Origin of the sequence: Klebsiella sp. P1CD1 (assembly GCF_003790505.1) — a bacterium.
GTDB classification, from domain to species: Bacteria; Pseudomonadota; Gammaproteobacteria; order Enterobacterales; family Enterobacteriaceae; genus Klebsiella; species Klebsiella variicola.
Map to the genome: position 1 here is coordinate 5,579,781 of NZ_CP033631.1, position 25,650 is coordinate 5,605,430.

At 57.8% G+C, this 25,650-nt stretch carries 27 protein-coding genes; 11 read left to right on the plus strand and 16 right to left on the minus strand.

Translation table 11 applies throughout. The features are described 5' to 3' along the window. Positions 1-10: 10 nt before the first annotated feature. On the minus strand, positions 11-856 hold the full coding sequence (gene rhaR / locus DTA24_RS27555) for an HTH-type transcriptional activator RhaR (protein WP_008807878.1): 846 nt from the start codon (positions 854-856) through the stop codon (positions 11-13). 73 nt (positions 857-929) lie between these two features. After that, complete coding sequence (rhaS, locus tag DTA24_RS27560; RefSeq protein ID WP_008807880.1) at positions 930-1,766, minus strand: HTH-type transcriptional activator RhaS; 837 nt, start codon at positions 1,764-1,766, stop codon at positions 930-932. A 310-nt stretch (positions 1,767-2,076) separates the two neighbouring features. Here rhaS (DTA24_RS27560) and rhaB point away from each other — a divergent pair, with 310 nt between their 5' ends. The 9 genes from rhaB to rhaM all read left to right on the plus strand — a co-directional run bounded on the left by rhaB (position 2,077) and on the right by rhaM (position 12,132). Continuing rightward, the gene (gene rhaB / locus DTA24_RS27570; RefSeq protein WP_123837152.1) at positions 2,077-3,543 is read left to right on the plus strand and encodes a rhamnulokinase; all 1,467 of its coding nucleotides are present in this window, start codon (positions 2,077-2,079) and stop codon (positions 3,541-3,543) included. Further along, on the plus strand, positions 3,540-4,799 hold the full coding sequence (rhaA, locus tag DTA24_RS27575; RefSeq protein WP_012543272.1) for an L-rhamnose isomerase: 1,260 nt from the start codon (positions 3,540-3,542) through the stop codon (positions 4,797-4,799). Before rhaB ends, rhaA begins: the two co-directional genes overlap by 4 nt. 154 nt (positions 4,800-4,953) lie before the next feature. After that, positions 4,954-5,784 (plus strand): rhamnulose-1-phosphate aldolase, encoded by an 831-nt coding sequence (gene rhaD, locus DTA24_RS27580; protein ID WP_008807883.1) that lies wholly within the window; start codon positions 4,954-4,956, stop codon positions 5,782-5,784. Positions 5,785-5,865: 81 nt separating this feature from the next. After that, on the plus strand, positions 5,866-6,852 hold the full coding sequence (gene rhaS / locus DTA24_RS27585) for a rhamnose ABC transporter substrate-binding protein (protein ID WP_022064613.1): 987 nt from the start codon (positions 5,866-5,868) through the stop codon (positions 6,850-6,852). A gap of 146 nt (positions 6,853-6,998) precedes the next feature. After that, positions 6,999-8,510, plus strand: a complete 1,512-nt coding sequence (locus DTA24_RS27590; RefSeq protein ID WP_123837153.1) for a sugar ABC transporter ATP-binding protein — start codon at positions 6,999-7,001, stop codon at positions 8,508-8,510. After that, positions 8,507-9,514 (plus strand): ABC transporter permease, encoded by a 1,008-nt coding sequence (locus DTA24_RS27595; protein ID WP_012969222.1) that lies wholly within the window; start codon positions 8,507-8,509, stop codon positions 9,512-9,514. The genes DTA24_RS27590 and DTA24_RS27595 overlap by 4 nt, the downstream gene beginning before the upstream one ends. Continuing rightward, on the plus strand, positions 9,511-10,515 hold the full coding sequence (locus tag DTA24_RS27600; RefSeq protein WP_022064611.1) for an ABC transporter permease: 1,005 nt from the start codon (positions 9,511-9,513) through the stop codon (positions 10,513-10,515). Before DTA24_RS27595 ends, DTA24_RS27600 begins: the two co-directional genes overlap by 4 nt. Positions 10,516-10,672: 157 nt before the next feature. Next, complete coding sequence (fucO, locus tag DTA24_RS27605) at positions 10,673-11,821, plus strand: lactaldehyde reductase (protein WP_012969224.1); 1,149 nt, start codon at positions 10,673-10,675, stop codon at positions 11,819-11,821. Further along, positions 11,818-12,132, plus strand: a complete 315-nt coding sequence (gene rhaM / locus DTA24_RS27610) for an L-rhamnose mutarotase (RefSeq protein ID WP_002882870.1) — start codon at positions 11,818-11,820, stop codon at positions 12,130-12,132. Before fucO ends, rhaM begins: the two co-directional genes overlap by 4 nt. Positions 12,133-12,255: 123 nt before the next feature. On the opposite strand, the gene DTA24_RS27615 is transcribed toward rhaM, so the two are convergent. From DTA24_RS27615 to DTA24_RS27635, 5 genes are all read right to left on the minus strand, one after another. Continuing rightward, positions 12,256-12,849 carry a maltose acetyltransferase domain-containing protein gene (locus DTA24_RS27615; RefSeq protein ID WP_023296853.1) on the minus strand — a complete coding sequence of 198 codons (594 nt, stop codon included), beginning with the start codon at positions 12,847-12,849 and terminating at the stop codon, positions 12,256-12,258. 51 nt (positions 12,850-12,900) lie between these two features. Continuing rightward, the gene (locus tag DTA24_RS27620; RefSeq protein ID WP_012969227.1) at positions 12,901-14,166 is read right to left on the minus strand and encodes an MFS transporter; all 1,266 of its coding nucleotides are present in this window, start codon (positions 14,164-14,166) and stop codon (positions 12,901-12,903) included. 41 nt (positions 14,167-14,207) lie between these two features. Next, positions 14,208-16,331, minus strand: a complete 2,124-nt coding sequence (locus DTA24_RS27625; RefSeq protein ID WP_008807890.1) for an alpha-galactosidase — start codon at positions 16,329-16,331, stop codon at positions 14,208-14,210. A 115-nt stretch (positions 16,332-16,446) separates the two neighbouring features. Continuing rightward, positions 16,447-17,442, minus strand: a complete 996-nt coding sequence (locus DTA24_RS27630) for a substrate-binding domain-containing protein (protein WP_008807891.1) — start codon at positions 17,440-17,442, stop codon at positions 16,447-16,449. 87 nt (positions 17,443-17,529) lie between these two features. After that, complete coding sequence (locus DTA24_RS27635; protein WP_002882865.1) at positions 17,530-18,078, minus strand: helix-turn-helix domain-containing protein; 549 nt, start codon at positions 18,076-18,078, stop codon at positions 17,530-17,532. A 100-nt stretch (positions 18,079-18,178) separates the two neighbouring features. Between DTA24_RS27635 and DTA24_RS27640 the strand changes: the two genes are divergently transcribed. Together DTA24_RS27640 and DTA24_RS27645 are read left to right on the plus strand one after the other, a co-directional pair. Next, positions 18,179-18,838 (plus strand): AzlC family ABC transporter permease, encoded by a 660-nt coding sequence (locus DTA24_RS27640; RefSeq protein ID WP_008807892.1) that lies wholly within the window; start codon positions 18,179-18,181, stop codon positions 18,836-18,838. Further along, positions 18,838-19,161 carry an AzlD domain-containing protein gene (locus DTA24_RS27645; RefSeq protein ID WP_123837154.1) on the plus strand — a complete coding sequence of 108 codons (324 nt, stop codon included), beginning with the start codon at positions 18,838-18,840 and terminating at the stop codon, positions 19,159-19,161. Before DTA24_RS27640 ends, DTA24_RS27645 begins: the two co-directional genes overlap by 1 nt. Here the strand turns inward: DTA24_RS27645 and DTA24_RS27650 are convergent. The 9 genes from DTA24_RS27650 to fdhD all read right to left on the minus strand — a co-directional run bounded on the left by DTA24_RS27650 (position 19,158) and on the right by fdhD (position 25,590). Next, positions 19,158-19,751, minus strand: coding sequence for an AAA family ATPase (locus DTA24_RS27650; RefSeq protein ID WP_008807894.1), 594 nt, complete (start codon positions 19,749-19,751; stop codon positions 19,158-19,160). The two genes, DTA24_RS27645 and DTA24_RS27650, sit on opposite strands and share 4 nt — an antisense overlap. Then, positions 19,748-20,185, minus strand: coding sequence for a PTS sugar transporter subunit IIA (locus DTA24_RS27655; RefSeq protein ID WP_008807895.1), 438 nt, complete (start codon positions 20,183-20,185; stop codon positions 19,748-19,750). Before DTA24_RS27655 ends, DTA24_RS27650 begins: the two co-directional genes overlap by 4 nt. A gap of 9 nt (positions 20,186-20,194) precedes the next feature. After that, positions 20,195-20,464, minus strand: a complete 270-nt coding sequence (locus DTA24_RS27660) for a hypothetical protein (RefSeq protein WP_002882858.1) — start codon at positions 20,462-20,464, stop codon at positions 20,195-20,197. A 58-nt stretch (positions 20,465-20,522) separates the two neighbouring features. Beyond that, positions 20,523-21,365, minus strand: a complete 843-nt coding sequence (locus DTA24_RS27665) for a class II fructose-bisphosphate aldolase (protein ID WP_008807896.1) — start codon at positions 21,363-21,365, stop codon at positions 20,523-20,525. Further along, the gene (locus DTA24_RS27670; RefSeq protein ID WP_004203642.1) at positions 21,352-22,719 is read right to left on the minus strand and encodes a PTS sugar transporter subunit IIC; all 1,368 of its coding nucleotides are present in this window, start codon (positions 22,717-22,719) and stop codon (positions 21,352-21,354) included. Before DTA24_RS27670 ends, DTA24_RS27665 begins: the two co-directional genes overlap by 14 nt. Further along, the gene (locus tag DTA24_RS27675) at positions 22,712-23,026 is read right to left on the minus strand and encodes a PTS sugar transporter subunit IIB (protein ID WP_004151864.1); all 315 of its coding nucleotides are present in this window, start codon (positions 23,024-23,026) and stop codon (positions 22,712-22,714) included. The genes DTA24_RS27670 and DTA24_RS27675 overlap by 8 nt, the downstream gene beginning before the upstream one ends. A gap of 11 nt (positions 23,027-23,037) precedes the next feature. Next, positions 23,038-24,018 (minus strand): 6-phosphofructokinase, encoded by a 981-nt coding sequence (locus DTA24_RS27680; protein WP_008807898.1) that lies wholly within the window; start codon positions 24,016-24,018, stop codon positions 23,038-23,040. 394 nt (positions 24,019-24,412) lie between these two features. Beyond that, a complete protein-coding gene (locus DTA24_RS27685; protein ID WP_004127125.1) occupies positions 24,413-24,625 on the minus strand; it encodes a YdgH/BhsA/McbA-like domain containing protein in 213 nt (70 codons plus the stop codon). Positions 24,626-24,753: 128 nt separating this feature from the next. Continuing rightward, entirely contained in the window at positions 24,754-25,590 is an 837-nt protein-coding gene (fdhD, locus tag DTA24_RS27690; RefSeq protein WP_012969233.1) for a formate dehydrogenase accessory sulfurtransferase FdhD, read from the minus strand. Between the last annotated feature and the right edge of the window lie 60 nt (positions 25,591-25,650).

Consider the following 25,650-nt stretch of genomic DNA (forward strand, 5'->3'; position numbering starts at 1 on the left):
ACGACGGTCTTCAGGCGGCGGCGCGACTGCGCTGCCGCCACTGCCCCGGCGACATGCCGATTTCCCGGCTAAAAACCACCGAAAAGTAGTTACTGTCCTCAAAGCCGCACTGCATGGCGATATCGCCGATTAAGCGCTCGGTATGCTGCAGCAGATACTGCGCATGGCAGATCCGCAGCTGGCGTAAATAGTGATTGATGGTCATCCCGGTTTGCTGGCGAAACTGCTGGCGAAGCGCCCGCTCGCTGCCGCCCTCCTGCTCGCAGAAACGCTCCAGAACAAAGGGGCGGCTGAGGCTGGCCGCCAGCGCGGCCAGCAGTTTGTCCAGCAGCGCTTCGCGCTGCGTCGCCGCGGGATCATCCGTCGCGTAGCGATGGCGCTGCAACGTCAGCGCCAGCTGGGCAAAAAGCAGTTCGGCCATCGCATTTCCCTGCGCGTCGCGCCGGGCGCACTCATGCTCAAGCTGGCTAATCACCTGGCGCGCCTGCGCCATACCTGTGCTGCCCATGCGCCAGTGGGGCTTCCACGGCGTGCCAAAGAGGCCAGGGATCGTCCCCGCCCAGTCAAAATTGAGCTGCAGCCGCTCCGGGCAATAGATGATGTTCTGCAGGACTAAATCATTAACCGAAGCATAGGAGTGTTTATCTTCGGCGCGAATATAGAACAGATCGCCGCGGGTAATGCGCCAGGGGCGATCGTTAAGGACGTGCAGCCCGTTGCCGCGCCACACCAGCACCAGCTCGCAGAACTCGTGGGTATGCTCGGCAAAAACATTTTGCGGGTAGCGGTCAGCCACCGCCACTGCCTGCGTGGCGGAAGGGAAAAACTCCTCTTTACGTAGAATCAGACCGGCCACGGCTCACACTCCAAACGCGGATAAGGGCGCATTATTCGCGTTTTTAGCCCGCAATACGTTGACTCTTCTCGCGTTACTGAAGAATGGCGTCGCGGCCCTGGCGGATATCGCGCGGCGACCAGTCAAATTCGCGGCGAAAAAGCGTCGAAAAGTGGTTACTGTCGCCGAAGCCGCAGCGAAAAGCGATATCAGTCACGCTTTCATCGCTGTGGCGCAGCAGATGCCGGGCCTTCATCAGGCGCACCCGATTAAGATAGCGCTGCGGCGTCAGGCCGGTCTGCTGCTTCAGCTGGCGGTGCAGGGTACGCAGCGACAGCGAAAACTGCGCCGCCACCTCCTCCCAGCAGATCTCCTGGGCAAAATGATCTTCCAGCCAGGCCAGCAGCTGATTCAGCCGCGCATCATTGTTGGTAGCCTCTTCCGCAAGACTGCTTTTACGCAACAGCACCAGCAGCTGCATAAACAGGATCTCACGGCTGGCGACGGCATGGGTATCCGTTTCGCTCCCCATGGCCTCCATCTGCGCCACGATATGCCGAACCTGCTGCAGGACCGTCTGGTTCACCCGCCAGTGCGACGGGTAGTTCCCCTCCTGCTCCTGGGGCAGCAGTTGGCTGACCCCGGCGAGAAAACGAAACGCATCTGGCGCGCGATAGAGCACGTTGGTCAGACACAGGTTATCCGTATGCTCGTACAGATGCCGGTCGTGATCGCGAATAAAGCAGACCGAACCGCCGCCGATGGTATAGGGCTGACCATTGAAGACGTGAATACCCGTGCCCTGCTCCACGATGACAATTTCATGGAAATCATGGTGATGTTCCGGAAAGGCCGACTGAGGGAGGCGGGGTTCAATAGCCACCGTCGAGATCCCGGCCTTAAAGAAATCCGTACTGTGCAATATGGTCATGATGCCACCCTCGTAATGAGAAAAATTATCAGTCACCGGCTGATAGTAATGAAGGGTTGGCTATCCGGCCTTCAATTTTTGACCATGAAATTCGTAAATCCTGCCGCTTTTTCAAGAATCAGTCGGAAAGATACGGAACTGCGGACGCCATCACATCCCCCTCGCCACCCCCTAAAACCGCAAATTGTGATTTCCCTCACGGTCACCTTTGCTTTCTTGCCAGCGGCCAGTTTTGACTGTCCGTAGCGAGAAGGTGTCAGTAAGCGGCCTTTTTTAGACTGCGGACAATGATTTTAAGAAGGGTCTTTCCATGAGTATTCGTCATTGTGTCGCCGTCGATTTAGGCGCCTCCAGCGGGCGGGTGATGCTCGCCAGCTATCAGTCCGGGCCACGCGCCCTGACCCTGCGGGAAATCCATCGCTTCACCAACAGCCTGCAGAAGGTGGATGGCTTCGACTGCTGGGATGTGGATAGCCTGGAAGGCGAGATCCGTCGCGGGCTGGAGAAAGTGTGTGAGCAGGGCATCCTGATCGACAGTATCGGCATCGATACCTGGGGGGTGGATTATGTCCTGCTGGATAAGCAGGGCCAGCGCGTCGGACTGCCGATCTCCTATCGCGACGACCGCACCCAAGGCCTGCTACGTCACGCTGAAGAACAACTGGGCCGGGCGGAGATCTATCGCCGCAGTGGTATTCAGTTTCTGCCGTTTAACACCCTTTACCAGCTGCGCGCCCTGGTGGAGCAGCAGCCGGAGCTGGTCAGTCAGGCCGCGCATGCCCTGCTGATCCCCGACTATTTCAGCTTCCGCCTGACCGGCAATCTGAACTGGGAATATACCAACGCCACCACCACCCAGCTGGTTAACATCAATAGCGATAGCTGGGATGAGACGCTGCTGAACTGGGCCGGCGCGCCGCGCGAGTGGTTTGGCACCCCAACCCATCCCGGCAATGTGACAGGCTACTGGATCTGCCCGCAAGGCAACCGTATTCCGGTGGTCGCGGTCGCCAGCCACGACACCGCCAGCGCGGTGATCGCCTCTCCGCTGGCTGACCGCCATGCCGCCTATCTCTCCTCCGGCACCTGGTCGCTGATGGGGTTTGAAAGCCTGACCCCATACACCTGCGACGCGGCGCTGCAGGCCAATATCACCAACGAAGGCGGAGCGGAAGGCCGCTACCGGGTGCTGAAAAATATCATGGGCCTGTGGCTGCTGCAGCGGGTGCTGAAAGAACAACACGTCAGCGACCTGCAGGGGCTGATCGCCCGCACCGCCGCGCTACCGGCGTGCCGCTTCATGATTGACTGCAACGATGACCGCTTTATCAACCCGGCCAGTATGAGCGCCGAGATCCAGGCCGCCTGTCGCGATGCCGGGCAGCCCGTTCCTGAAAGCGATGCCGAGCTGGCGCGCTGCATTTTCGACAGCCTGGCGCTGCTCTACGCCCGGGTGCTTAACGAGCTGGCGGCGCTGCGCGGCCAGCCCTTCAGCCAGCTGCATATCGTCGGCGGCGGCTGCCAGAACGCGCTGCTTAACCAGCTGTGCGCTGACGCCTGCGGGATCGCCGTCGTGGCCGGCCCGGTGGAGGCCTCCACCCTCGGCAATATCGGCATCCAGTTAATGACCCTCGACGAGCTGGCCAATGTCGATGAGTTTCGTCAAGTGGTGCGCGACAACGCGGCGCTCACCGCTTTTACCCCCAATCCTGATAGTGAAATTGCCCGTTTCGTGGCGCAGTTTCAGCCACAACAGACCAAGGAGCTTTGCGCATGACCACTCAACTTGAACAAGCCTGGGAAATTGCTAAGCAGCGCTACGCCGCCGTCGGCGTGGATGTCGAGGAGGCCCTGCGCCAGCTGGACCGTCTGCCCGTCTCCATGCACTGCTGGCAGGGTGACGACGTCGCCGGTTTCGAAAACCCGGCGGGAAGCCTGACCGGCGGCATCCAGGCGACCGGCAACTACCCAGGCAAAGCGCGCAATGCTGAAGAGCTACGCGCCGACCTTGAGCAGGCGCTGAGCCTGATCCCGGGACCAAAGCGTCTCAACCTGCACGCTATTTACCTGGAATCCGACGCGCCGGTAGCGCGCAATGAGATTAAGCCGGAGCACTTTAAAAACTGGGTTACGTGGGCGAAAGCCAACAAACTGGGGCTGGATTTCAACCCCTCCTGCTTCTCGCATCCGCTGAGCGCCGACGGCTTTACCCTGTCGCACGCCAACGATGAGATCCGCCAGTTCTGGATCGACCACTGCAAAGCCAGCCGTCGCGTATCCGCTTATTTTGGCGAACAGCTGGGTACCCCATCGGTGATGAATATCTGGGTGCCGGACGGCATGAAAGATATTACCGTTGACCGCTTCGCGCCGCGCCAGCGGTTGCTGAATGCCCTTGATGAAGTGATCAGCGAGAAGCTCGACCCGGCGCACCATATTGACGCCGTGGAGAGCAAGCTGTTCGGCATCGGCGCCGAAAGCTACACCGTCGGCTCCAACGAGTTCTATATGGGCTACGCCACCAGCCGCCAGACGGCGCTGTGTCTCGATGCCGGCCATTTCCACCCGACGGAAGTGATCTCCGACAAAATCTCTGCCGCCATGCTCTACATCCCGCGCCTGCTGCTGCACGTCAGCCGCCCGGTACGTTGGGACAGCGACCACGTGGTGCTGCTGGATGATGAAACCCAGGCCATCGCCAGTGAAATCATTCGCCATAACCTGTTTGACCGCGTGCACATCGGCCTCGACTTCTTCGATGCCTCCATCAACCGCATCGCAGCCTGGGTGATTGGTACCCGGAATATGAAAAAAGCGCTGCTGCGCGCCCTGCTGGAACCAACTGCTCAGCTTCGTCAGCTGGAGAACGACGGCGATTACACCGCCCGCCTGGCGCTGCTCGAAGAGCAAAAATCGCTGCCGTGGCAGGCTATCTGGGAGATGTACTGTCAGCGTCACGACACGCCGGCGGGCAGTCAGTGGCTGGACAACGTACGGGCTTATGAGAATGCGGTTCTGAGCCAGCGCGGGTAATGCACGGGCTTCCCCGGGTCGCGGCTGATGCCTTACCCGGGCTACGAACTGCGCGATGTTGCCAGAGCGCACCGAACAGTTCCCTCTCCCCTGTGGGGAGAGGGTTAGGGTGAGGGGGTCAACCCCGCACCGAATCAACAGGAAAGACAAGACTATGCAGACCATTATCGACGCCTGGTTCGTCCAGGGCATGATCAAAGCCACCTCCGACGCCTGGCTGAAAGGCTGGGACGAACGCAACGGCGGCAACCTGACGCTGCGTCTGGATGAAGCGGATATCGAACCTTACGCGGCGGATTTCCACGCCAAACCGCGCTACATCGCCCTCAGCCAGCCGATGCCAATCCTGGCCAACCAGCCATTTATCGTCACCGGCTCCGGCAAATTCTTCCGTAACGTCCAGCTCGACCCGGCCGCTAACCTCGGCGTGGTAAAGGTCGATAGCGATGGCGCGGGATACCATATCCTGTGGGGCCTCACCGAGGATGCCGTACCGACCTCCGAGCTGCCGGCACACTTCCTGTCGCACAGCGAGCGTATCAAACTGACCGGCGGCAAAGACCGGGTGATCATGCACTGCCATGCCACCAACCTGATCGCCCTGACCTATGTTCTGGAGAACCACAGCGATCTGTTCACCCGCAAGCTGTGGGAAGGCAGTACCGAATGTCTGGTGGTCTTCCCGGACGGCGTCGGCATTCTGCCGTGGATGGTACCGGGCACCGATGAAATCGGCCAGGCGACCGCCGAAACCATGCAAAAACACTCGCTGGTGCTGTGGCCATTCCACGGCGTCTTCGGCAGCGGCCCCACGCTGGATGAGACCTTCGGCCTGATCGACACTGCCGAGAAGTCCGCCGAAGTGCTGGTGAAAGTCTTGTCGATGGGCGGGATGAAGCAGACCATCACCCGCGAAGAGCTTATCGCCCTTGGTAAACGCTTCAATGTGCAGCCGCTGCAGTCCGCTTTAGATCTTTATCCATAACAACATCGCGCCCCGCTCACCGAGACGGGGCGAAATATCACCTGCAAACCCTACAAAACTAACTCATGTGGAGTAAAAGCAATGAAAACAAAGACAAGCTTGATCCTCACCGTTGCCGCCCTGGCGTTGTCCGGTTCCGCCTTAGCCGAAGTTAAAATCGCCCTTGTGGCGAAATCGCTGGGAAATGGCTTCTTCGAAGCCGCCAACGCTGGCGCCCAACAGGCAGCCAAAGAGTTAGGTGATGTCAAAGTGATCTACACCGGCCCGACCACTACCACCGCCGAAGCGCAGATCGATGTGCTGAACGGGTTGATCGCCCAGGGCGTGGATGCGATCGCCATTTCCGCCAACGATCCGGACGCCGTGGTACCGGTGCTGAAAAAAGCGATGCAGCGCGGCATCAAGGTGGTCTCGTGGGACTCCGGCGTGGCGCCGGCAGGCCGCCAGATCCATCTTAACCCCTCGAATAACGCCTTAATTGGCGAAACCAACGTCAAGCTCGCCGCCGATGCGCTGAAGGCGCTGAACGTTGAGAAAGGCGAGGTGGCCGTGTTAAGCGCCACCCCAACCTCCACTAATCAGAACATCTGGATTGAGGAGATGAAAAAGGTGCTGCCGCAGTATCCGTCCGTACAGCTGGTCACCGTCGCCTACGGGGACGATCTGTCGGATAAAAGCTACCGCGAAGCGGTGGGCCTGCTGAAATCATATCCGGACCTGAAAGTCATTGTTTCGCCGTCGTCGGTGGGCATTGTTGCCGCCGCGCAGGCGGTGAAGGATCAGGGCAAAATCGGCAAAGTCTATGTCACCGGGCTGGGGCTGCCGTCGGAAATGGCCGGCGCGATCAAGTCCGGCGCCAGCAAAAGCTTCGCCATCTGGAACCCGATTGACCTGGGCTACGCCGCCACCTATCTGGCCGACGATTTAGTCAAAGGCACGGCGACCAAAACCGAAGCCAGTATGGGCAAGCTGGGCAAAGTGAAGCTGGATGCTGAGGGGAATGGCGCGATGGCCGAGCCGTTCGTCTACGATGCGAGCAACATCGATAAGTTCTCGAAAATTTTCTAACCCTTGTTCCCTCACCCCGGCCCTCTCCCGGAGGGAGAGGGGGAAAGGCTGGTCCTCTGCACGATGTGGCCAGCGGACGCCGGACCGTACCCACGCCCCTTTGGGGAGAGGGTTAGGGTGAGGGGTGATTTTTGTGGAGAACTATCATGTCAGCATCAACGCCACTGCTGTCGCTGAAGGGGATCACCAAGATTTTTCCCGGTGTGCGCGCCCTTGAGAACGTGCAGCTTGATCTCTGGCCCGGCAAAGTGACCGCCTTAATCGGCGAAAACGGCGCGGGGAAATCCACGCTGGTCAAAGTGATGACCGGTATTTATCAGCCCGAAGAGGGCGAGATCCTCTATAAAGCGATCCCTATTCATCTGCCAACGCCGGAATCGGCGCATAAGGTAGGGATCACCGCCATTCACCAGGAAACCGTGCTGTTTGACGAACTCTCGGTCAGTGAAAATATTTTCGTCGGCCAGTATCTGTATAAGGGACTGTTAAAAACGCTCGACTGGCCGGCGATGCACCGCAGAGCCAGCGAGATCCTCACCCGGCTGGAAGTCCAGATCGACCCGCGGGCCACGCTGAAAACCCTCAGCATCGCCCAGCGGCACATGGTGGCGATTGCCCGGGCGCTGGCTTTCGACGCCCAGGTGGTGATCCTCGATGAGCCGACCGCCGCCCTCTCCCAGCATGAAATCCTGGAGTTTTATCACATCGTTGAGCGTCTGAAGCTGGACGGCAAAGCGATCCTGTTTATCTCGCATAAGTTCGATGAAATTTTCGAGCTGGCCGATTATTACACCATCCTGCGCGATGGGGTGTACGTCAGCTCCGGGGCGATAAGCGACATCACCGAAGAGCGAATGGTGTCGATGATGGTGGGCCGGGCGATCACCCAAACCTACCCGAAAATCGACTGCACGCCCGGAGAAACGGTGCTGGAGGTGACCGATCTCTGTCATCCTACCGAGTTTGCCCATATCAGCTTCCGCCTGCGCAAGGGCGAAATTCTCGGCTTTTACGGCCTGGTGGGCGCCGGACGCACCGAGCTGATGCAGGCGCTCTCCGGTGTCTCGCGTCCCTCCTCCGGCGAGATCCGCCTGAACGGCAGCCCCATGCGCTTTCGCCAGCCCGCCGACGCCATCCGCGCGGGCATCGTCTGCGTGCCGGAAGAGCGGCAGAAACAGGGGGCGATCATCGCCCTGCCCATCGCCCAGAACATCAGTCTGCCGCAGCTCAGCAAGCTCAATCCTAACGGCGTCCTGAACGACGCCCGGGAATGGCGGCTGGCGGACGAGTACGCCTCGCGCCTGCAGGTTAAAGCCTTCAGCTGGCGGCAGCCGGTGGAGACCCTCTCTGGCGGCAATCAGCAGAAAGTGGTGATCGGCAAATGGCTGGCGACCCACCCCGAGGTGATTATCCTCGACGAGCCGACCAAAGGCATCGATATCGGCTCAAAAGCCGCCGTGCATCAGTTTATGTCCGAGCTGGTCAGCCAGGGACTGGCGGTGATTATGGTGTCGTCAGAGCTGCCGGAAGTCATGGGCATGGCCGACCGGATTATCGTGATGCACGAAGGGCTGATGGTCGCCGAATACCAGGCCGGGGAAGCGACAGCGGAAATCATCGTTAGCGCGGCCAGCGGCATCGGCCAGGAGGCGGCATGATGGGACACGCATGGCTTAAACATCGCGAAGCGCTGCTGGCTTTGGTCATCATTTTGATGATCGGCGCCATCGGCAGCCGGGCGCCGTCGTTCGTTTCACCGGGCAATCTGGTGGAGATGTTTAACGATACCGCCATCCTTATCATTCTCGCCCTCGGCCAGATGATGGTGTTGCTCACCAAAGGCATCGATCTGTCGATGGCCGCCAACCTGGCGCTGACCGGGATGATCGTTGCCCTGCTTAACGCCCACTATCCGGGTATTCCGGTGGTGGCGCTGCTGGCGCTGGCAACCCTGCTGGGCCTGCTGATGGGGATGATTAACGGCCTGCTGGTCTGGCGCCTCGGCATTCCCGCCATCGTGGTGACCCTGGGCACCATGAGCATTTATCGCGGCATTATCTTCCTGCTGACTGACGGCGGCTGGGTTAACTCACATCAGATGAGCGCTGATTTTCTCAGTCTGCCGCGCAGCACGCTCCTGGGGCTGCCGCTGCTGAGCTGGTGCGCCATCGCCGCGCTGCTGCTGGTAGGGTATTTCCTGCGCTACAGCCGCACCGGCCGGGCCTTGTACACCGCGGGTGGCAACGCGACGGCGGCGTACTACACCGGCATTAACGCCGGAAAAATGCAGTTCGTCAGCTTCTGTCTCTCCGGCGCGCTGGCCGGCTTCTGCGGCTATCTGTGGATCTCGCGTTTCGCTGTCGCCTATGTCGACGTGGCGAACGGCTTTGAACTGCAGGTGATAGCGGCCTGCGTGATCGGCGGTATCAGCACCATGGGCGGAAGCGGACGGGTGCTGGGCTGCCTGTGCGGCGCGCTGTTCCTCGGGGTCATCAATAACGCCCTGCCGGTGATCGGCATCTCGCCCTTCTGGCAAATGGCGATTTCCGGGGCGGTGATCGTCATGGCGGTGCTGCTCAACGAGCGCGGCAATCGCGGTCACGGGCGGTTAATCCTGCGCAACGCGGCGTTAGCCCGACAGAAACAGGCGGTGAAATCATGAGCAAAATGATGGTATCTGAAGAGATGAAAAACGCCCCGGCCGCGCCGTCGCCGCTGCGCCGCCTGCTGTGCTGGGAAGGGTTTTTACTGGCGGTCACCCTGGCGGTATTTATCGGCAACGCGGTGGCTTCCCCGTACTTCCTCAATATCTGGAACCTCTCGGACGCGACCTTTACCTTTACCGAGAAGGCGATCGTCGTCCTGCCGATGGCGATGCTGATTATCGCCCGGGAAATCGATCTGTCGGTGGCCTCGACGATGGCGCTCAGCTCAACGGTGATGGGCTTCTGCGCGGCAGCGGGGGTGGACACGCCGCTGCTGGTGATCATCGGCCTGGGCGTAGGTCTGCTGTGCGGCCTGTTCAACGGCTTGCTGGTGACTCGCTTTAACCTGTCGTCCATTGTGATCACCATCGGCACCATGAGCCTGTATCGCGGCATCACCTATATCCTGCTGGGCGATCAGGCGCTCAATCACTATCCGGAGAGCTTCGCCTGGTTCGGCCAGGGCTACGTGTGGGGGGCGCTCTCTTTTGAGTTTGCGCTGTTTATCCTCCTCGCGGCCGCCTTCACCTTCCTGCTGCATAAAACCAACTTTGGTCGCCGGACCTACGCCATCGGCAATAACCCGACCGGCGCCTGGTTTTCGGGGATCAATGTTAAGCGTCATAACCTGGTGCTGTTCGCGCTGGTCGGGCTGATGGCCGGGCTGGCGGCGGTCCTGCTGACCTCACGGCTCGGCAGTACCCGCCCTACCCTGGCGATGGGTTGGGAGCTGGCGGTTGTCACCATGGCGGTGCTCGGCGGCGTCAATATTCTCGGCGGCTCCGGCAGCATGCCCGGGGTGATCATTGCCGCCTTTCTGATGGGGCTGGTGACCTTCGGCCTGAGCCTGCTGAACGTCCCCGGCATCGTGATGTCGGTGATTATCGGCGCCATGCTGATCGTGGTGATCTCCCTGCCGATTATGACCCGGCGGATGATGCAGCGAAGACGATGTTAATTTCCCCCTCACCCTGGCCCTCTCCCCAAGGGAGAGGGGACTGCCCGGCGCACGCAGGCAGCCTGTAGTCCGGGACCGGTTTTCCCCCTCTCCCTGCGGGAGAGGGCTGGGGTGAGGGGAAACGGATTTTCCAAAATCAACATTAAGGAGAATTATCATGAGTTTTATGTTGGCACTACCTAAAATCAGCCTCCACGGCGCAGGCGCTATCGGTGATATGGTTAAACTGGTGGCCGGTAAGCAGTGGGGCAAGGCGCTGATCGTCACCGACGGTCAACTGGTGAAGCTGGGCCTGCTGGACAGTCTGTTTTCCGCGCTGGATAAACAGCAGATGGCTTACCAGCTGTTTGACGACGTGTTCCCCAACCCCACCGAAGCGCTGGTGCAGCAAGGCTACGCGGCGTACCAGGCGGCACACTGCGATTACCTGATCGCCTTCGGCGGCGGCAGCCCGATTGATACCGCCAAGGCGATAAAAATCCTCACCACCAACCCTGGCCCCTCCACAGCCTACTCCGGCGTCGGCAAAGTGAAAAACGCTGGCGTGCCGCTGGTGGCCATCAACACCACCGCCGGCACAGCGGCGGAGATGACCAGCAACGCAGTGATTATCGATAGCGAGCGGCAGGTGAAAGAGGTGATTATCGACCCCAACCTGATCCCGGATATCGCCGTCGACGACGCCAGCGTGATGCTCGACATCCCGCCAGCCGTTACCGCCGCCACCGGCATGGATGCCCTGACCCACGCCATCGAGGCCTTTGTCTCCGTTGGCGCCCATCCCCTGACCGACGCCAACGCCCTCGAGGCCATTCGCCTGATCAACCTGTGGCTGCCGAAAGCGGTAGACGATGGTCACGATCTGCAGGCCCGCGAGCAGATGGCGTTTGGCCAATACCTGGCGGGCATGGCGTTCAATAGCGCCGGTCTCGGGCTGGTACACGCCCTGGCCCATCAGCCTGGCGCCACCCACAACCTGCCGCACGGGGTGTGCAACGCCATCCTGCTGCCGATCATCGAAAACTTTAACCGCCCGAACGCGGTGGCGCGCTTTGCCCGCGTGGCGCAGGCGATGGGCGTCGATACCCGCGGCATGAGCGATGAGGCTGCCAGCATGGAGGCCATCAACGCCATCCGCGCGCTGAGCAAACGCGTGGGGATCCCCCAGGGCTTCAGCCAGCTTGGCGTCAGCAAAGCCGATATCGAAGGCTGGCTGGATAAAGCGCTGGCCGACCCTTGCGCGCCGTGTAACCCGCGCCCCGCCAGCCGCGATGAGGTTCGCGAGCTCTATCTGGAGGCATTATGATCCGTAAAGCCTTTGTCATGCAGGTGAACCCCGACGCGCACGAGGAGTACCAGCGCCGCCATAACCCCATCTGGCCAGAACTGGAGGCTGTGCTGAAGGACCACGGCGCGCACCATTACGCCATTTATCTCGATAAAGAACGCCATCTGCTGTTCGCGACGGTGGAGATTGAGTCGGAAGCCCGCTGGGAGGCGGTCGCCAGCACGGAAGTGTGCCAGCGCTGGTGGAAATACATGCGCGAGGTGATGCCCAGCAACCCGGATAACAGCCCGCTGAGCGCGGAGCTCAAAGAAGTGTTTTATCTGGCGTGAAACACCGCGATGCCGGGTAGTACCTTCCCCGGCCTCCACCCCATCCGGGCTGGAGGCCGGTTCAACGGCGGCGATGCAAAACAGATAACACGATCCCTCATGCCACCCTGTCTCTATCGCCCATCATCCGGGGAAAAGAGCGTATTTGTCTTTATCCGCATCGGTAATTTCTCTTAATACCCGGCAAGGTACGCCTGCGGCAACCACATTCGCCGGTATGGAACGATTCACCACACTGCCCGCGCCAATGACCGAATTCTCACCAATCGTTACCCCTGGATTAATAATCACCCCCGTGCCTAACCAGACCCCATCTTCAATCACCACCGGTAAAGAAAATTGTTGATGCGTATGGCGCAGCGCGGGGTGGATGGGATGTCCGGCGGTGGAGATGGTGACATTTGGTGCAAACATGACGTTATTGCCGATGATAATGTCCGCATCGTCGACCAACGTGAGGTTAAAATTGGCGTAAAAATTGTCACCAATCGTCGTATGGATCCCATAGGCAATATTGATCGGCGGTTCTATCCAGCATTGTTCGCCGACTTTAGCGAACATGCGCTGAATAATATCGTTGCGCAATTCCTGATTAAACGGATGCGAATGATTATATTCATAGGCTCGCGCTTTACCCATCAGTCGCTGCTCCGGCAAGCCATATCCTGCATCCAGGTAAAGCTCGCCGCTGTTCATACGTTTTTTCATATCCATCATGACATCTTCCTTCTCTGTCAGGCACCTCCCTGTGCCACGGAATGTTGATAATTAAACAATCATCGCATTATCCCGAAGCGGCTCGGTTTTCGCCTTACCCGCTAACGTAAACGCTGAGATTAAGGTAACCGTCAGGGCAATACCGCCGAGGATCATATAGGTATCCTGAAAGCCGATCCGATCGTACATATTGCCGGCGAAGGCGGAGAGGAAGATCGCCGCCACCTGCTTGGCGAACTGGAAGCCCACCAGGTAAATGGTCGCCGACAGCCGGACATCAAACACGCCGGTAATGTATTTAAAGGCGCCCACCAGCAGGAACGGCACCTCCAGCGCATGGAGCATTTTCAACGCTACGACTTCCGCGGCCGTAGTGGCGAAGGAAGAGCCAATCATTCTTGCCGCCATGACCATCCCGGCGATCAGCAGGGTATTCTTCGCCCCGATGCGGTTAATAATCCACGGCGAGCTGAACATAATGATGGCGTTACATATTTCTCCCGCAGTGGTGGCGAAACCAAAGGCGCGGGTGCCCGCTTCCGGGGTCGCAAAGAACGATTTGAAGAAGGTGGCGAACTGCTGATCGAAAACGTCATACACGCAGGCCACGCCGATAACATACAGAATAAACATCCACATCTTACGCTGGCGGAACATGCGCACCGCCGTTTTTAAATCGATCGCCGGGCGATTGGCGCCGAGCGAATCCATCACCTGCGCGGACTGACTGGCCTGCGGTTTGGCGATGGCCACCAGCACCACCAACAGCAGCGCGGCGGCTGACCCCATCCAGAACACCCATTCGGGATTAATGCTGAACAGCATTCCGGCAGTAGTCGCGCACAGCGCCCATCCCAGACAGCCAAAGGTGCGCGCCTTGCCGTATTCAAAACCGCTGTTGCGGCTTACCCGTTCGATATAGGCCTCCATCGCGCCGGCGCCTGCGGAGAATACAAAGCCGATATAGGCGCCGCCGCTCAGCGCCCCGAGCCAGATGTTGGTTTTCAGCAGCGGAGCGAAAACATAGAGGAAGAAGGGAGCAATCAGCACCAGCAGAACGGTCACGATCCACATCAGGTGTTTTTTCAGCCCCAGCTTGTCAGAGATCACCCCGAGGACCGGCTGGAAACAGATGGCAAACAGCGACAGGCTGGAGAAAACGAGGCCGGTTTCGGTTTTATTCAGGCCGATGACGTCCGACAGCCAGATCGGCAGAAACGGAAAGCAGGTGGCCATGATGAAGAAGTAGAGAAAGAAGAACAGCCCGAAAATCCAGAAGTTGGGGTTGTTTTTGTGGGTACAGACGGTCGGGTTCATTATATTTTCCTCAAGAAGGGCCGCGACGCGGCCCGATACCATCACACGCGTTGCAGGCCAATCAGAATGGCGCTTTCCGGGTCGAGGATGGGCAGCGCCAGCCCCGCCTGCTGTAGCCACTCACCGCTCACCGTCTGCGGCGTCGTCATCCATGCCGGCAGCTTCCGCATGGTGTGGCCGCCCTCGCCGGTGATCTGAATGTTCGGATGATCGAGGAGCGTCACCTGATAGCGGGCGTTCGCCTCCAGCCCCGCCAGGCGCAGCGGCGCCATCAGGGTGTAGTCCGGCATCGCCAGCTGGCTGACGAGGAAAATTGCCTGCGCTTTATCCGGACTGACGACGCCATGGGCAAGGGTGGTAGCGTCCGGCATATCCATCCGCCACTGCACGCCGTGATGGATCACGTCGCGCCACTGTTTATGCAAGGCCGCATATTTCCGGTATCCGGCGCGCTCTTCTTCATCAGCGCTCACCGGGTCCAGCTCAAGTCCCATATGACCAAACAGCGCCGTCAGGCCGCGGAAGGCAATACTGTGCTGGCGGAAGGTGGCATGACAGTGGCGATTACCGATGTGCGCGCCCATCACCTCCGGCGGGAAGAAGTAGCTCATGCCGCGCTGGATAGTGTTGCGCTCAAGGGCGTCATTGTTGTCAGACGCCCAGAAGCGATGGCTGCGCTTGAGGACTTCATAATCGATGCGTCCGCCCCCGGAGGAGCAGGATTCAAATTCAATGTGCGGGAAACGGGCCACCAGTGTATCCAGCAGGCGGTAGAACTGGCGCGTTTGCGCGTCCGCGGCGGCGCGTCCCTGATGCCCAGGCTGCACCAGCTCGCGGTTCATATCCCACTTCACGTAGTCCACCGCGTGCTCGCCCAGCAGCCAGCTCATCCGCTCCAGCAGATAATCAAACGCTTCCGGAATGTTGAGGTTCAGGACAAACTGATGGCGGCCGGTCAGCGGGGTATAGCCCGGCAGCGCCAGCACCCAGTCCGGGTGCGCCCGGTACAGATCGGAATCCGGGTTAATCATTTCCGGCTCCACCCAGATACCGAATTCCATCCCCAGCGATTTCACATGATCGATAACCGGCGTCAGGCCGTAGGGGTATTTTTTCTCATCAAGATACCAGTCCCCAAGCGCCGCCCAGTCGTCGTTGCGCCCTTTAAACCAGCCGTCATCGATAATAAAGCGCTCGACGCCCAGCGCCGCCGCCTCGTCAGCCATACGCATGATGTAGTCCGGGTCGTGGTCGAAATAGATCCCCTCCCAGGTGTTGAGATGCACCGGGCGCGGCTTGTTACCCGGGAAGCGAATAATCCGTTCGCGCAGATAACGATGGAACTGCTGGCTCATGCCGTTCAGCCCGTTCGCCGAGTAGCTGGCATACAGGTACGGCGTCCACAAGGTTTCCCCTTCCGCCAGCGCCATTTCGCCCGGCAGATAGAGCGCCTCGGCCTGCAGATAGCGACGGCCATCGGTTTTCACCTCCGCCCGCAGGCGATGGTTACCGCTCCAGGCCAGATGTACACCCCAGACTTCACCCTGCATCTCGCTAAAGGCGCGGCTGCCGGTGATCAGGGCCGGGAAATGTTCGTGAGAGGTGCGCCCGCGGCGGTTCTCCAGCACAAAGCTGTCGTGCTCCAGCGTCAGGCGGTGAGGCTGAAACTCGCGGATCCAGCGGCCATGGAAAGCCATCACCTCGCGAGCGCGTTCGGCGACCGGCAATGTGACCGCCAGGCGATCCACCTGCCATGGGCTGGCGCGCAGATTGGTCACGCCATGGCGCACGCTCAGCACGCCGCTGGCATCCAGCGCGATCTCGCTGTGCAGACGCAGGCCGGCCTGTGGATCTTCGCTGACCAGGGTCAGCGTCTGGCCCTCGTGCCGCACTTCGCTGGTGGTGAACAGCGGAGAGGCATCCAGACCCTGACGATGGCCTTCAATGCCCGGCGCACCAAACAGGCCATGGCCCAGCTCCGCCATTAAGGTCACTGGCGAATCGACATCCAGTCTGCCGTTGGCGACCGGGCGCGTCAGGCTGTCGGCATCCTGCGGTGAAAAGTGGCTTAAATGTGGCCCCCAGTAGACAATTTCGGCGAAAGGGCGAGTTTTAATGACAACATCGGCACCGGCGCTTTGCAGGTGAATCAGCGAATCAGACATCAGACATCTCCATAACAAGGAATGTCTTACTGTTGATCCGAAACGTTTCGGATGCCAACCAAAACGTTTCGGATTCGTGATCGGCTTCAGAATTACGGGTTAAAAAGGGGTCAGGTCAGGCAGTTTCGCCGGGGATGAATTCGGGCTGCCAGAGCACCTGCAGCGAGGCCAGATCCTCGCCAGCAATTAAGCGGCGGACCATATCGGCAATCTGCCGTCCCACACCCTGGCGCGTGGACTGGATCACCGCGGCAACGTCGGTCTCAATGATGCTGTCCTGCGGCAAGCCGTCATACACTACTAAGGCGACGCGGTTGTCACCGGTCAAACGGCCCAGATGGGCGAGCGCCATGGCGGCGCCATCGCCATGAGTATTGCAGTCGGTAATGATCGCGGTGGGCGGCTCCGGCAGGCGCAGCAACTCCAGCGTGGCCTGATAGCCGCCTCGGCGCGTCGCCGGCACGCTACGCAGCCATGCATCGGATAACCCCGCCTCGCGCAGAGCATCGAGATAGCCGTTACGCCGTTGCAAAATAAACGCCTGATTGTTGTTCTCACCCAGCAGAGCGATACGCTGGTGGCCCTGTTGAATCAGATGGCGGGTGGCGCGGCAGGTGCCGGCATAGTTATCGAAATCAAACCAGGCGTAGGGCTGCGCCAGGCGGCTACGGCCGAGCGCCAGAAACGGAAAGCCAGAGGCCTGCAGCTGCGCCAGCCGCGGATCGTCATCCAGGGTATGGGCCACGATTAAAGCGTCGACGCGACGGCCCTGCACCATGCGCATATAGCCATGTTTATCCGCCTGTTCATCATCGGCGATCAGCAACAAATCAATGTCATGGCGCGCCAGCTCATGGCTGATCTCCCCAACCATCTCAAGAAAAACGTTATTGTTGAGCGGCGCGGGGCGGACAGGAAAGACGAGACCAACGGCATCAATGGTGCCCATTTTCAGACGGCGGGCGAAAGTGTTGGGGCGATAGCCCCGGCGCTGCGCTTCAGCCTCAACCCGGGCGCGGGTCTCCTGTGACACATCGTCATAGCCGTTCAACGCCCGGCTGACGGTCGTGACGGAGATCCCAAGTTGTTTGGCAATGGCTTTCAGCGACATAAAAATCCCTGTTTTCGCATAGGAAAGCTAGTTTCCCGCAATATGGCTATGACGTCCAGCGAGCGCGCGTCCCCCGCCGACGCGATGTCAGTTTTGCTCAGCGATCAGCAGAGCCTGCGTATCCGGCTCCAGCGCCTGAAAAACATGCTCCTGATCCGCCGGGTAGCAGATATAGTCGCCCTCGCCGAGCTCTTCCGGCGCCGACGTCAGCCCTACCCGCGCCCGCCCCTGGGTGACGATAATATGTTCCACCGAGCCTGGCGGATGCGGATGCGAAATACGATCGGCGCCGGGCTGGGTTAACAGTAAATAGATGTCCCGACGCGCGCCTGGCGGACAAGCGGCCAGCAAAATGGCCTGATAGTTCGCCTGCTCCGCCACCACCTTTGTCCCCTCTCCGCGGCGGATCACCTGCGTTTTGTTCACCTGCGGCTCAAGCAGGCGGGCAAACGGGATATCCAGCGCCACGCAGAGCGACCACAGCGTTTCCAGACTCGGATTGCCGTTGCCGGACTCCAGTTGCGATAGCGTGGATTTTGCGATACCCGCCCGACGCGCGACTTCCGCCAGCGAGAGACCGGTCCGCGCCCGCTCCCGCACCAGGCTTTTGGCAATAACGCTGATTGGCTGTGTCATACCCGCCCCTTTGTTTTTTATATCGAACGATTCGTTCGCCTTGAAAAACGATTATTATGTGTTCATTATAATGGAAATTCGTTCGATATGGCTAAATGATATGAAACAAACTCTCTCCAGTCTCAGCGGAGACACGATAAAAGCGATCGTTTTGGTCTGCCTTGCCGTCGGGGTGGTGGGTATGTCCTATGGGTCGCTGGCGGTGGCTTACGGCTTCCCCTTATGGGTGCCGCTCTTGCTTTCGGTGTCCGTGCTGGCAGGCGCTTCTGAATTCATGTTTATCGGCATTATCGCCAGCGGCGGTAGCCCACTGGCCGCCGCTGCCGCTGGCCTGTTAGTCAACGCGCGCCATATCCCGTTCGGGGTGACCGTGCGCGAACTGGTTGGTCGGCGCGCCTTAAGCTTTATCGGGTGCCACATTATGAACGACGAGAGCGTGGTCTTTGGCTTGTCGCAGCCCACCCCTGCGCAGCGCAAAGCGGCCTACTGGCTGTGCGGCGCCGGCGTCGCGCTGATCTGGCCCCTCGGCACGCTAACCGGCGCGGCCGTCGGCAAACTGCTGCCAGCGCCGGAAACCATCGGGCTTGATGCGGTCTTCCCGGCGATCCTGCTGGCGCTGGTGATCCCGGCCTTTAAAAACCGCACTACGCTGATCCGCGCCGCCAGCGGCGCCGCACTGGCGCTTGCCGCCGTACCGTTTGTGCCCACCGGGCTGCCGGTGCTGCTTTCGCTGTTTGGTTTACTGTCGAGGAAAAAATAATGGGCAATATGACGCTGTTTATCGCCGGTATCGCCATCCTGTCGCTGGGAACCTATCTGATGCGCTTCGGCGGCGCGAAGCTCGGCAATCGGCTGGCATTTTCCGAGCGCTCGCAGGCGCTGCTTTCCGATGCGGCGACGGTGCTGCTTTTTTCCGTCGCCCTGGCCACCACCTTCTATGAAGGGGCGCATTTCGCCGGCATGGCGCGCGTTCTGGGTGTGGCTGCCGCCGTGTTCCTCGCCTGGCGCAAGGTCCCGCTGATCGGCGTGATTATCGCCGCCGCCGTGGTGACCGCGCTGCTGCGCCTGGCGGGTATGCCTTAGGGCGGGTAAGCGTAATCCGCCAAACCGGCGTGCTTTCCAGCGATCGTGCCTTCAAGCCAGTGAATAATCGGTTTTATCTCCAGCGGATACCGCTGGTCTATCGTCAATACGGGCCCTAAAGACATGGGCTGCGCCCGCCCGGCCAGCTGGGCCAGCTCCGGCAGATACTCCTCGCCGGGGTGGCCCGGCGGCCGCGTCGCCAGCCGCGAGGCATAGCGTGCGACGGCCAGCTCCGGGGTGATATGGTTCCAGATCTCAATTACCTGCTCCACGCCCGCCTGCTGTAGCAGTCGCTGCAAGGTCTCCCGCGGCTGAAAACCGAACCAGGCGTCGATCAACCAAACCATGCTGGCAGGCGACGCGCCGACAATCGACCAAATCACCTCATACGCCGCACAGCCCAGCTGGCGATTCATCGGCCGGTCGACAGGGGCCAGGCGCGCCATAAACGGCTCTTTGATGCCGTCGATCGTCAACACTGGCAGGCTAAAGGTCTCCGCCAGCAAACGGGTGATGGTGCTCTTCCCCGACGCCGGAATGCCGTTGATTAATATGGCCGTTTTGCAGCCTGGGGTCAGATGTCTGTTCATAGTAATGCGACGACCTCCTCCCGGCTGCGGGCCGTCCGCAGTTTGGCCATGGTGTCATTGTTATCCAGCAGCGCGACGATGGAACGGATGCCCTCCTCGATATGCGCATTGCTGTCCCGGGCACCAAACATAATAACAATGTCCGCCTTTTCACTGTCCGCAAACGGGATGGGCTTTTTCAGCACCACCAGGCTAAAGCAGTTGCGTCTGACGCCGCACTCGGGGCGGGCATGGGGGATGGCAATCCCTTCATCAAAAACGTAATAAGCGCCATGATTCAAGGTATTATCGATCACCGCCTGGCTATATTCCGCCGAAATAAAGCCTTTCGCCTCCAGCGGGCGGGCAGCCAACTTTATTACCCGCTGCCAGTCGGATTCCACAACGCCAACCTGAATGGCATCGGCCTCAATAAGCAGTTCTTTTATGGTCATTCTCTGTTCCTAGATATTGCGACGAATAATATTGCGTAAATTATCAATCTGCAGAAACAGCGCATCGATATCCTGCCGGTGGCTCTTACTCTTGGCATATACCGATAATGCCCGGTTGTAAGTCAACATCAATGTTTTTTGCACGTCGCTATTATCGGGCTGGCGCTGTAATTCGCCTTCCAGTCTGGCGATCTCTTCCGCCAGCTGACGGGACTGTTGATCATAATCCTGCAGCGGGTTTTGCTCTTTTTTCCACAGCGTTTTCAATGATTCAAACATAGCAAGCTCCCTCCCTGGCGGAAGACAGGGCAACAAAAGATATGTGTCGGTAAAAACGCTATTTAAATAGCGCCATTTTTTCCATTAATACGGCAGTCACTGCCTGGTTGGCGGGAATTAAAAATTTCCGTACGCTGTCATTTACTTTTCCTTTCTCGAACGTTGATTTACAGCGGTCGACCCACTGCACGTTCATTTCCGTTCCGACGTTCACTTTATTAATCCCTTCAGTGACGGCCAGCCGCATATCGTCGTCACTAACGCCTGTGCCGCCATGCAGCACCAGCGGCACGCCAGTCGCTTCGCTTATCGCCTTCAGCCGCGCATGCTGTATCTGCGCTTTACCGGTGTACAGGCCATGCACAGTGCCCACCGAGACGGCCAGCATATCGACCTGCGTCTCCTCCACAAAACGTTTCGCGTCGTCGACGGTAGTAAAACAGATATCTTCGGCAGCCACCGCTTTTCCATCCTCTGACCCGCCGATCGCCCCCAGCTCACCTTCTACCGTAATATTCCGCGGCCGGGCCATTTCCACCACAATCCGCGTGTTACCGATATTTTCCTCGAGGCTTAAGTGAGACCCGTCGTACATCACCGAAGAAAAGCCCGCATTCATTGCCGTCTCGATGGCTTTAATATCGGAGCAGTGATCGAGGTGCAGGCAGGTCGGGATATTTTCACTGTCTGCTAATGAACGCACGGCATCGACCAGTAACCGATACCCCAGATACTCTGCGGTACCGGTTGATATTTGGATCATTAATGGGCTGTGGCTGTTTTGCGCGGCTTTGAAAAAAGCCGGTAACATCTCAATACAGTGCAAGTTAAACGAGCCAATCGCTTTAAAATTTCTTTCCTGAGCGATGTTTAAAATCTCATTAAAATTATACAGACTCATGAACATTTTCCCCTTTCGGCTTAGCGGATTTACCGTTTACAAACCATGCCAGTGCGGCGACAAACACAATAAACAAGGCGACAAAGAGCCAGTTATTCTGGAAGGCGTGGCCTAATACCAGACCGGAGCTGATGACGTCAGAATCGCTGAAGGTGACGCCCGTAAAGCCGTAGCTCTCCAGCATGGGCACCAGAATAGCCGGCAGAAAAGTGATAAACAGACCGTGGATAACCCCGCCGATCATCGCCCCGCGACGTCCGCCCAGCGCATTACCAAATACCCCTGCCGTACCGCCGGCGAAAAAGTTGGTTAACAGCCCGGGGAGGATCATCGCCAGACCGAACATCGGGAAAACCAGCATGCCGATAATCGAGCCGACAGTCGTCGCCAGAAATCCGACAATCACCGCATTTGGCGCATAGGGAAACAGCACCGGGCAATCGAGAGCAGGCTTTGCATCCGGGACAATACGCATCGCGATACCGCGAAAAGCCGGCACCAGCTCATTGAGTAATAAACGCACACCGCTATAGAGGACAAAGACCCCGGCGACAAACTGAATGGACTGCATGAAGGCATACATCAGGTAATTAATGCCGCCGGAGAATTGCGCGATGTACTGCGGCCCCGCCGCAATAGCCGGGATGAGATACATCGGCACCATCACCACCGCCATGGCCAGATAGGTATCCTGCAGAAACTTAAAGTTATCAGGCAGTTCGAGATCTTCCGTGGAGCGAGAGCCTTTTCCGACAACTTTAGCGACCGCAGCCTGCACCAGATAGCCGATGGTACAGAAGTGCCCCAGGGCCACATCGTCAGACCCGGTAATGCGCCTGACCACCGGCTGAGCCAGGGCCGGCATTAAGACCGCCATCACACCGCCGAAGATACCCCCGGTTAAAATCAGCGGTACGCCAGTGAGCCCGGACTTATAGCCAATCACAGCCCCAATTGTCGCCATCCACAGCAGCGCCTGGCCGGTCAGGAAAATATATTTTAGCGGCGTCAGACGGGCGATAATAATGTTGACAGCAAAGATCACCAGCAGCGTCAGCGCCACTTCCGAACCTAATTCCCGATTCGCTAACCCGGCGATGGCGGCCACATCGGTAATATAGCCTTTCATGCCAAACCCCTGGGTGAAGATATCATTCAGGAAGGTCAGGGTGGCGACAATGATGTTTATCCCGGCCATCATAATTAAGAAACCGAGCAGCGTTTTAAATGTCCCTTCCGCGGTTTTGCCTGGCGATTTCTTTTGCAGGATCAGGCCAAGCATGGCAATAAAAGCAATAAGGATGGATGCCTGGCCGAGTAAATCCTTAACGATAAACGCAACGAAGCTATTCATAATCAGCCACCTTCAGATGACGTTCTTTTAAGAATGCGACGATCTTGGTTTCAATCTCCTCTTTATCAGTAAGTTTATTCAATACCACGACACGTTTAATTTCTTCTTCACTGGCATCGGCGGTTAAGATGTCGGCAAAGGTTTTTTGCGTCAGAATCATATCCGATTTAAAGGCCCCAGCTTCGGAAACGGTGGTGTGTTCAATATGAGCGGGAATTTCCAGCTTCTTTAAAACTGCCTTCGCCGTCATTTCAATGGCAAAGCTTGAACCGAGGCCGCAGCCACATACGCATAAAATTTTCAGCATGGAGGGTCTCCTCAAATAATATTGAGTTGCTTGGCAAGTTTATAATGATGTCCTTCAGTATCGACCAGACGTTTTTTCATACTGACTAGATCAATCGGAATAGGTTTGTTACTGGAATTAATTATTATGGCTTTATTTTTCATACCTGACTGAATACAGCGAACCACTTCACTGGCCATAATGGTACCCTGATAAATCTCTTCACAGGTTGGATCACCGCTGCGTAAACCATAGCCGACGATCGTTTTACGGATACGGACACCTATTTGTGGTTCCAGCTGTTTAATCATGGTATCAATCGCCCCCTGAAAGCCGGGAGAGTACTCTTTGGTATAGCCTTCTGAGCAGAGGATCACGACGCTATTTTGCATGCTCAGCTTCCGGGTAATCCGTTCCGCAAGCATGGTCAGCGGCATCTGTGCCTCCGGGATCAGGGCAATATCAGCATTACATTTAATGGCGGACTGTAACGTTAGTTCTCCACAATAGCCTCCTAATATCTCAACCATAAAAACCCGACCCGGCAGCGCTCTTCCGGTATTTCTTAAACGGGAGACTTCTTTAATAATTTGCTCACAGGCCGTGGAAAAACCAATCGTATAATCACTGCCATACACATCATTATCGATAGTCATCCCGACACCAAAGCAATTAATCTCAAATTCACTAAGGGTATTCAGAAACTGCAGGCTGCCATCCCCCCCGGCCATAATGAGCACATCAATACGCAGAGATTTAAGTTTTTTAGCAATGCTTTCATATTCACTGCGCTGCAGTTTGCGACTGGTTCGCCCCGAGGTAATGATCGGCACCGCGGTAATGGAGAAATCAACCAGATCGCGCCACGCCATATCCTGATGACTTTTCTCCAGTAGCCCTGGAATACCGCCATTAAACAGCGTGATATCGGCATTAGCCTGCCTGGCTACCTGGAATATAAAATTATTCATTCCCGAAACATCCCCGCCGCTAATAACGATGCCAATTTTCATGACGCTTCCTCGCTCATTTGCCTGACAACATTTTTCCCTGAGTACAAGCCTTCTATTTGCAATAAAGATCACATAATGCGTATTAAATTACGTCAGTGAATGGTTGACAGTAGCAGTGACATGCTTATTTATGTGATAAACATCTCATTTAAAGAGGGTGATCGCCATCGCTTTCTGTTTTTAATATCTTTATATTTCATAGCGTTAAAATATCGAGATATTCAGGCGTGCAGACCTTTCCTTTGCCGTTAATATAGGGATTTAAGAAAAGAACGGAAACGTGATTACTGCCACATTTTTTTCGTAGCAGAGGGGAATATCGGGTAATTTCGCCGATGCGGGAAGCGAAACAAAAAAAGCGCCCTAAGGCGCTCTTTCGACAGTAACTTTATGCTTATTTGTTCAGTTCCGCAGTCATATGCACGCGGTTGCCGGTAAAGGCTTCGGTAATTTTGTAAGACGAAGCGCCAGCAGCCTGCGCCTGAGCAGCGATTTTCGCTTCCGCACCATCCATCGTGGCAGCGGTGGCGGTCACGGTTTCAGCAGCGAATGAACCAAAAGAAGCGGCCAGTGCGATTACTGCGACAAAAGTTTTGATGCTTTTCATGATATAAACCCTTTCATTTAGTTGTTTAGATAAGGCGCCGTGCCTTGATGTGTTAAATAGTAGCCCGCACATCGCTAAACAAAAAGCGGAAGGATTTGCTGTCATTGTTCAAATTTATTGATCGATATTTAACCCGCAATTAAACGCTGCGGATGGGTGTAAACTGTCGCCCTGCCCGGCTTGCAAAAGCCCACCAGCGTCAGATTGCATCGCTCGGCCACTTCCACCGCTAAGGTGGTGGCCGCCGAGACCGCGAACAGGATCTCGACGCCGCACATCGCGGCCTTCTGCACCATTTCATAGCTGGCGCGGCTGGAGACCAGCGCGGCGCCATGCTGCCAGTCCTCGCCAATTTCCGCGCGCTGGCCCAGCAGTTTATCCAGGGCGACATGCCGGCCAACGTCTTCAAAACCGCCCGCCAGCTCGCCAGTCGTCCTGACCCAGGCAGCCGCATGGGTACAGCCGGTGAGCCGGCCGACCGGTTGAAAGTCGTTAAGATGCGCCAGGGCGTGGTCGAGGTTGGCTAGATCGAACGTCTGAGTGAACGGTAGCGGCTGAACTGGCTTACCAATATCATTGAGCTGCTCGACGCCGCATACCCCGCAGCCGGTGCGCCCGGCCAGCGCGCGACGCCGGGCTTTGAGCCCCATAAAACGTCGGCTGGAGAGCTCAATCTGTACCTCAAGGCCATTGCACACCGACACCACGTCCATGCCGAAAATCTCCCGCCGATGCTCGATAATCCCTTCGGATAAGGAAAAGCCGACGGCGAATTGCTCCAGGTCTTTCGGCGTGGCCATCATCACCACATGGGAGATACCGTTGTAGACCAGAGCGACGGGAATTTCTTCGGCTAACTCGTCTGGCTGAGGGTGTTGCAGATCCTCGCGTTTCCAGAGGGAGACCTGGCGATATCCTGTGACATTCGTCACATTTTTGATTTGTTCGAGAGGCTTCTTGTTCACTTTGCTTTAACCGTATTGGAACAGGCATACACACAATGTGGTATTCTGTTTTTATCCCTT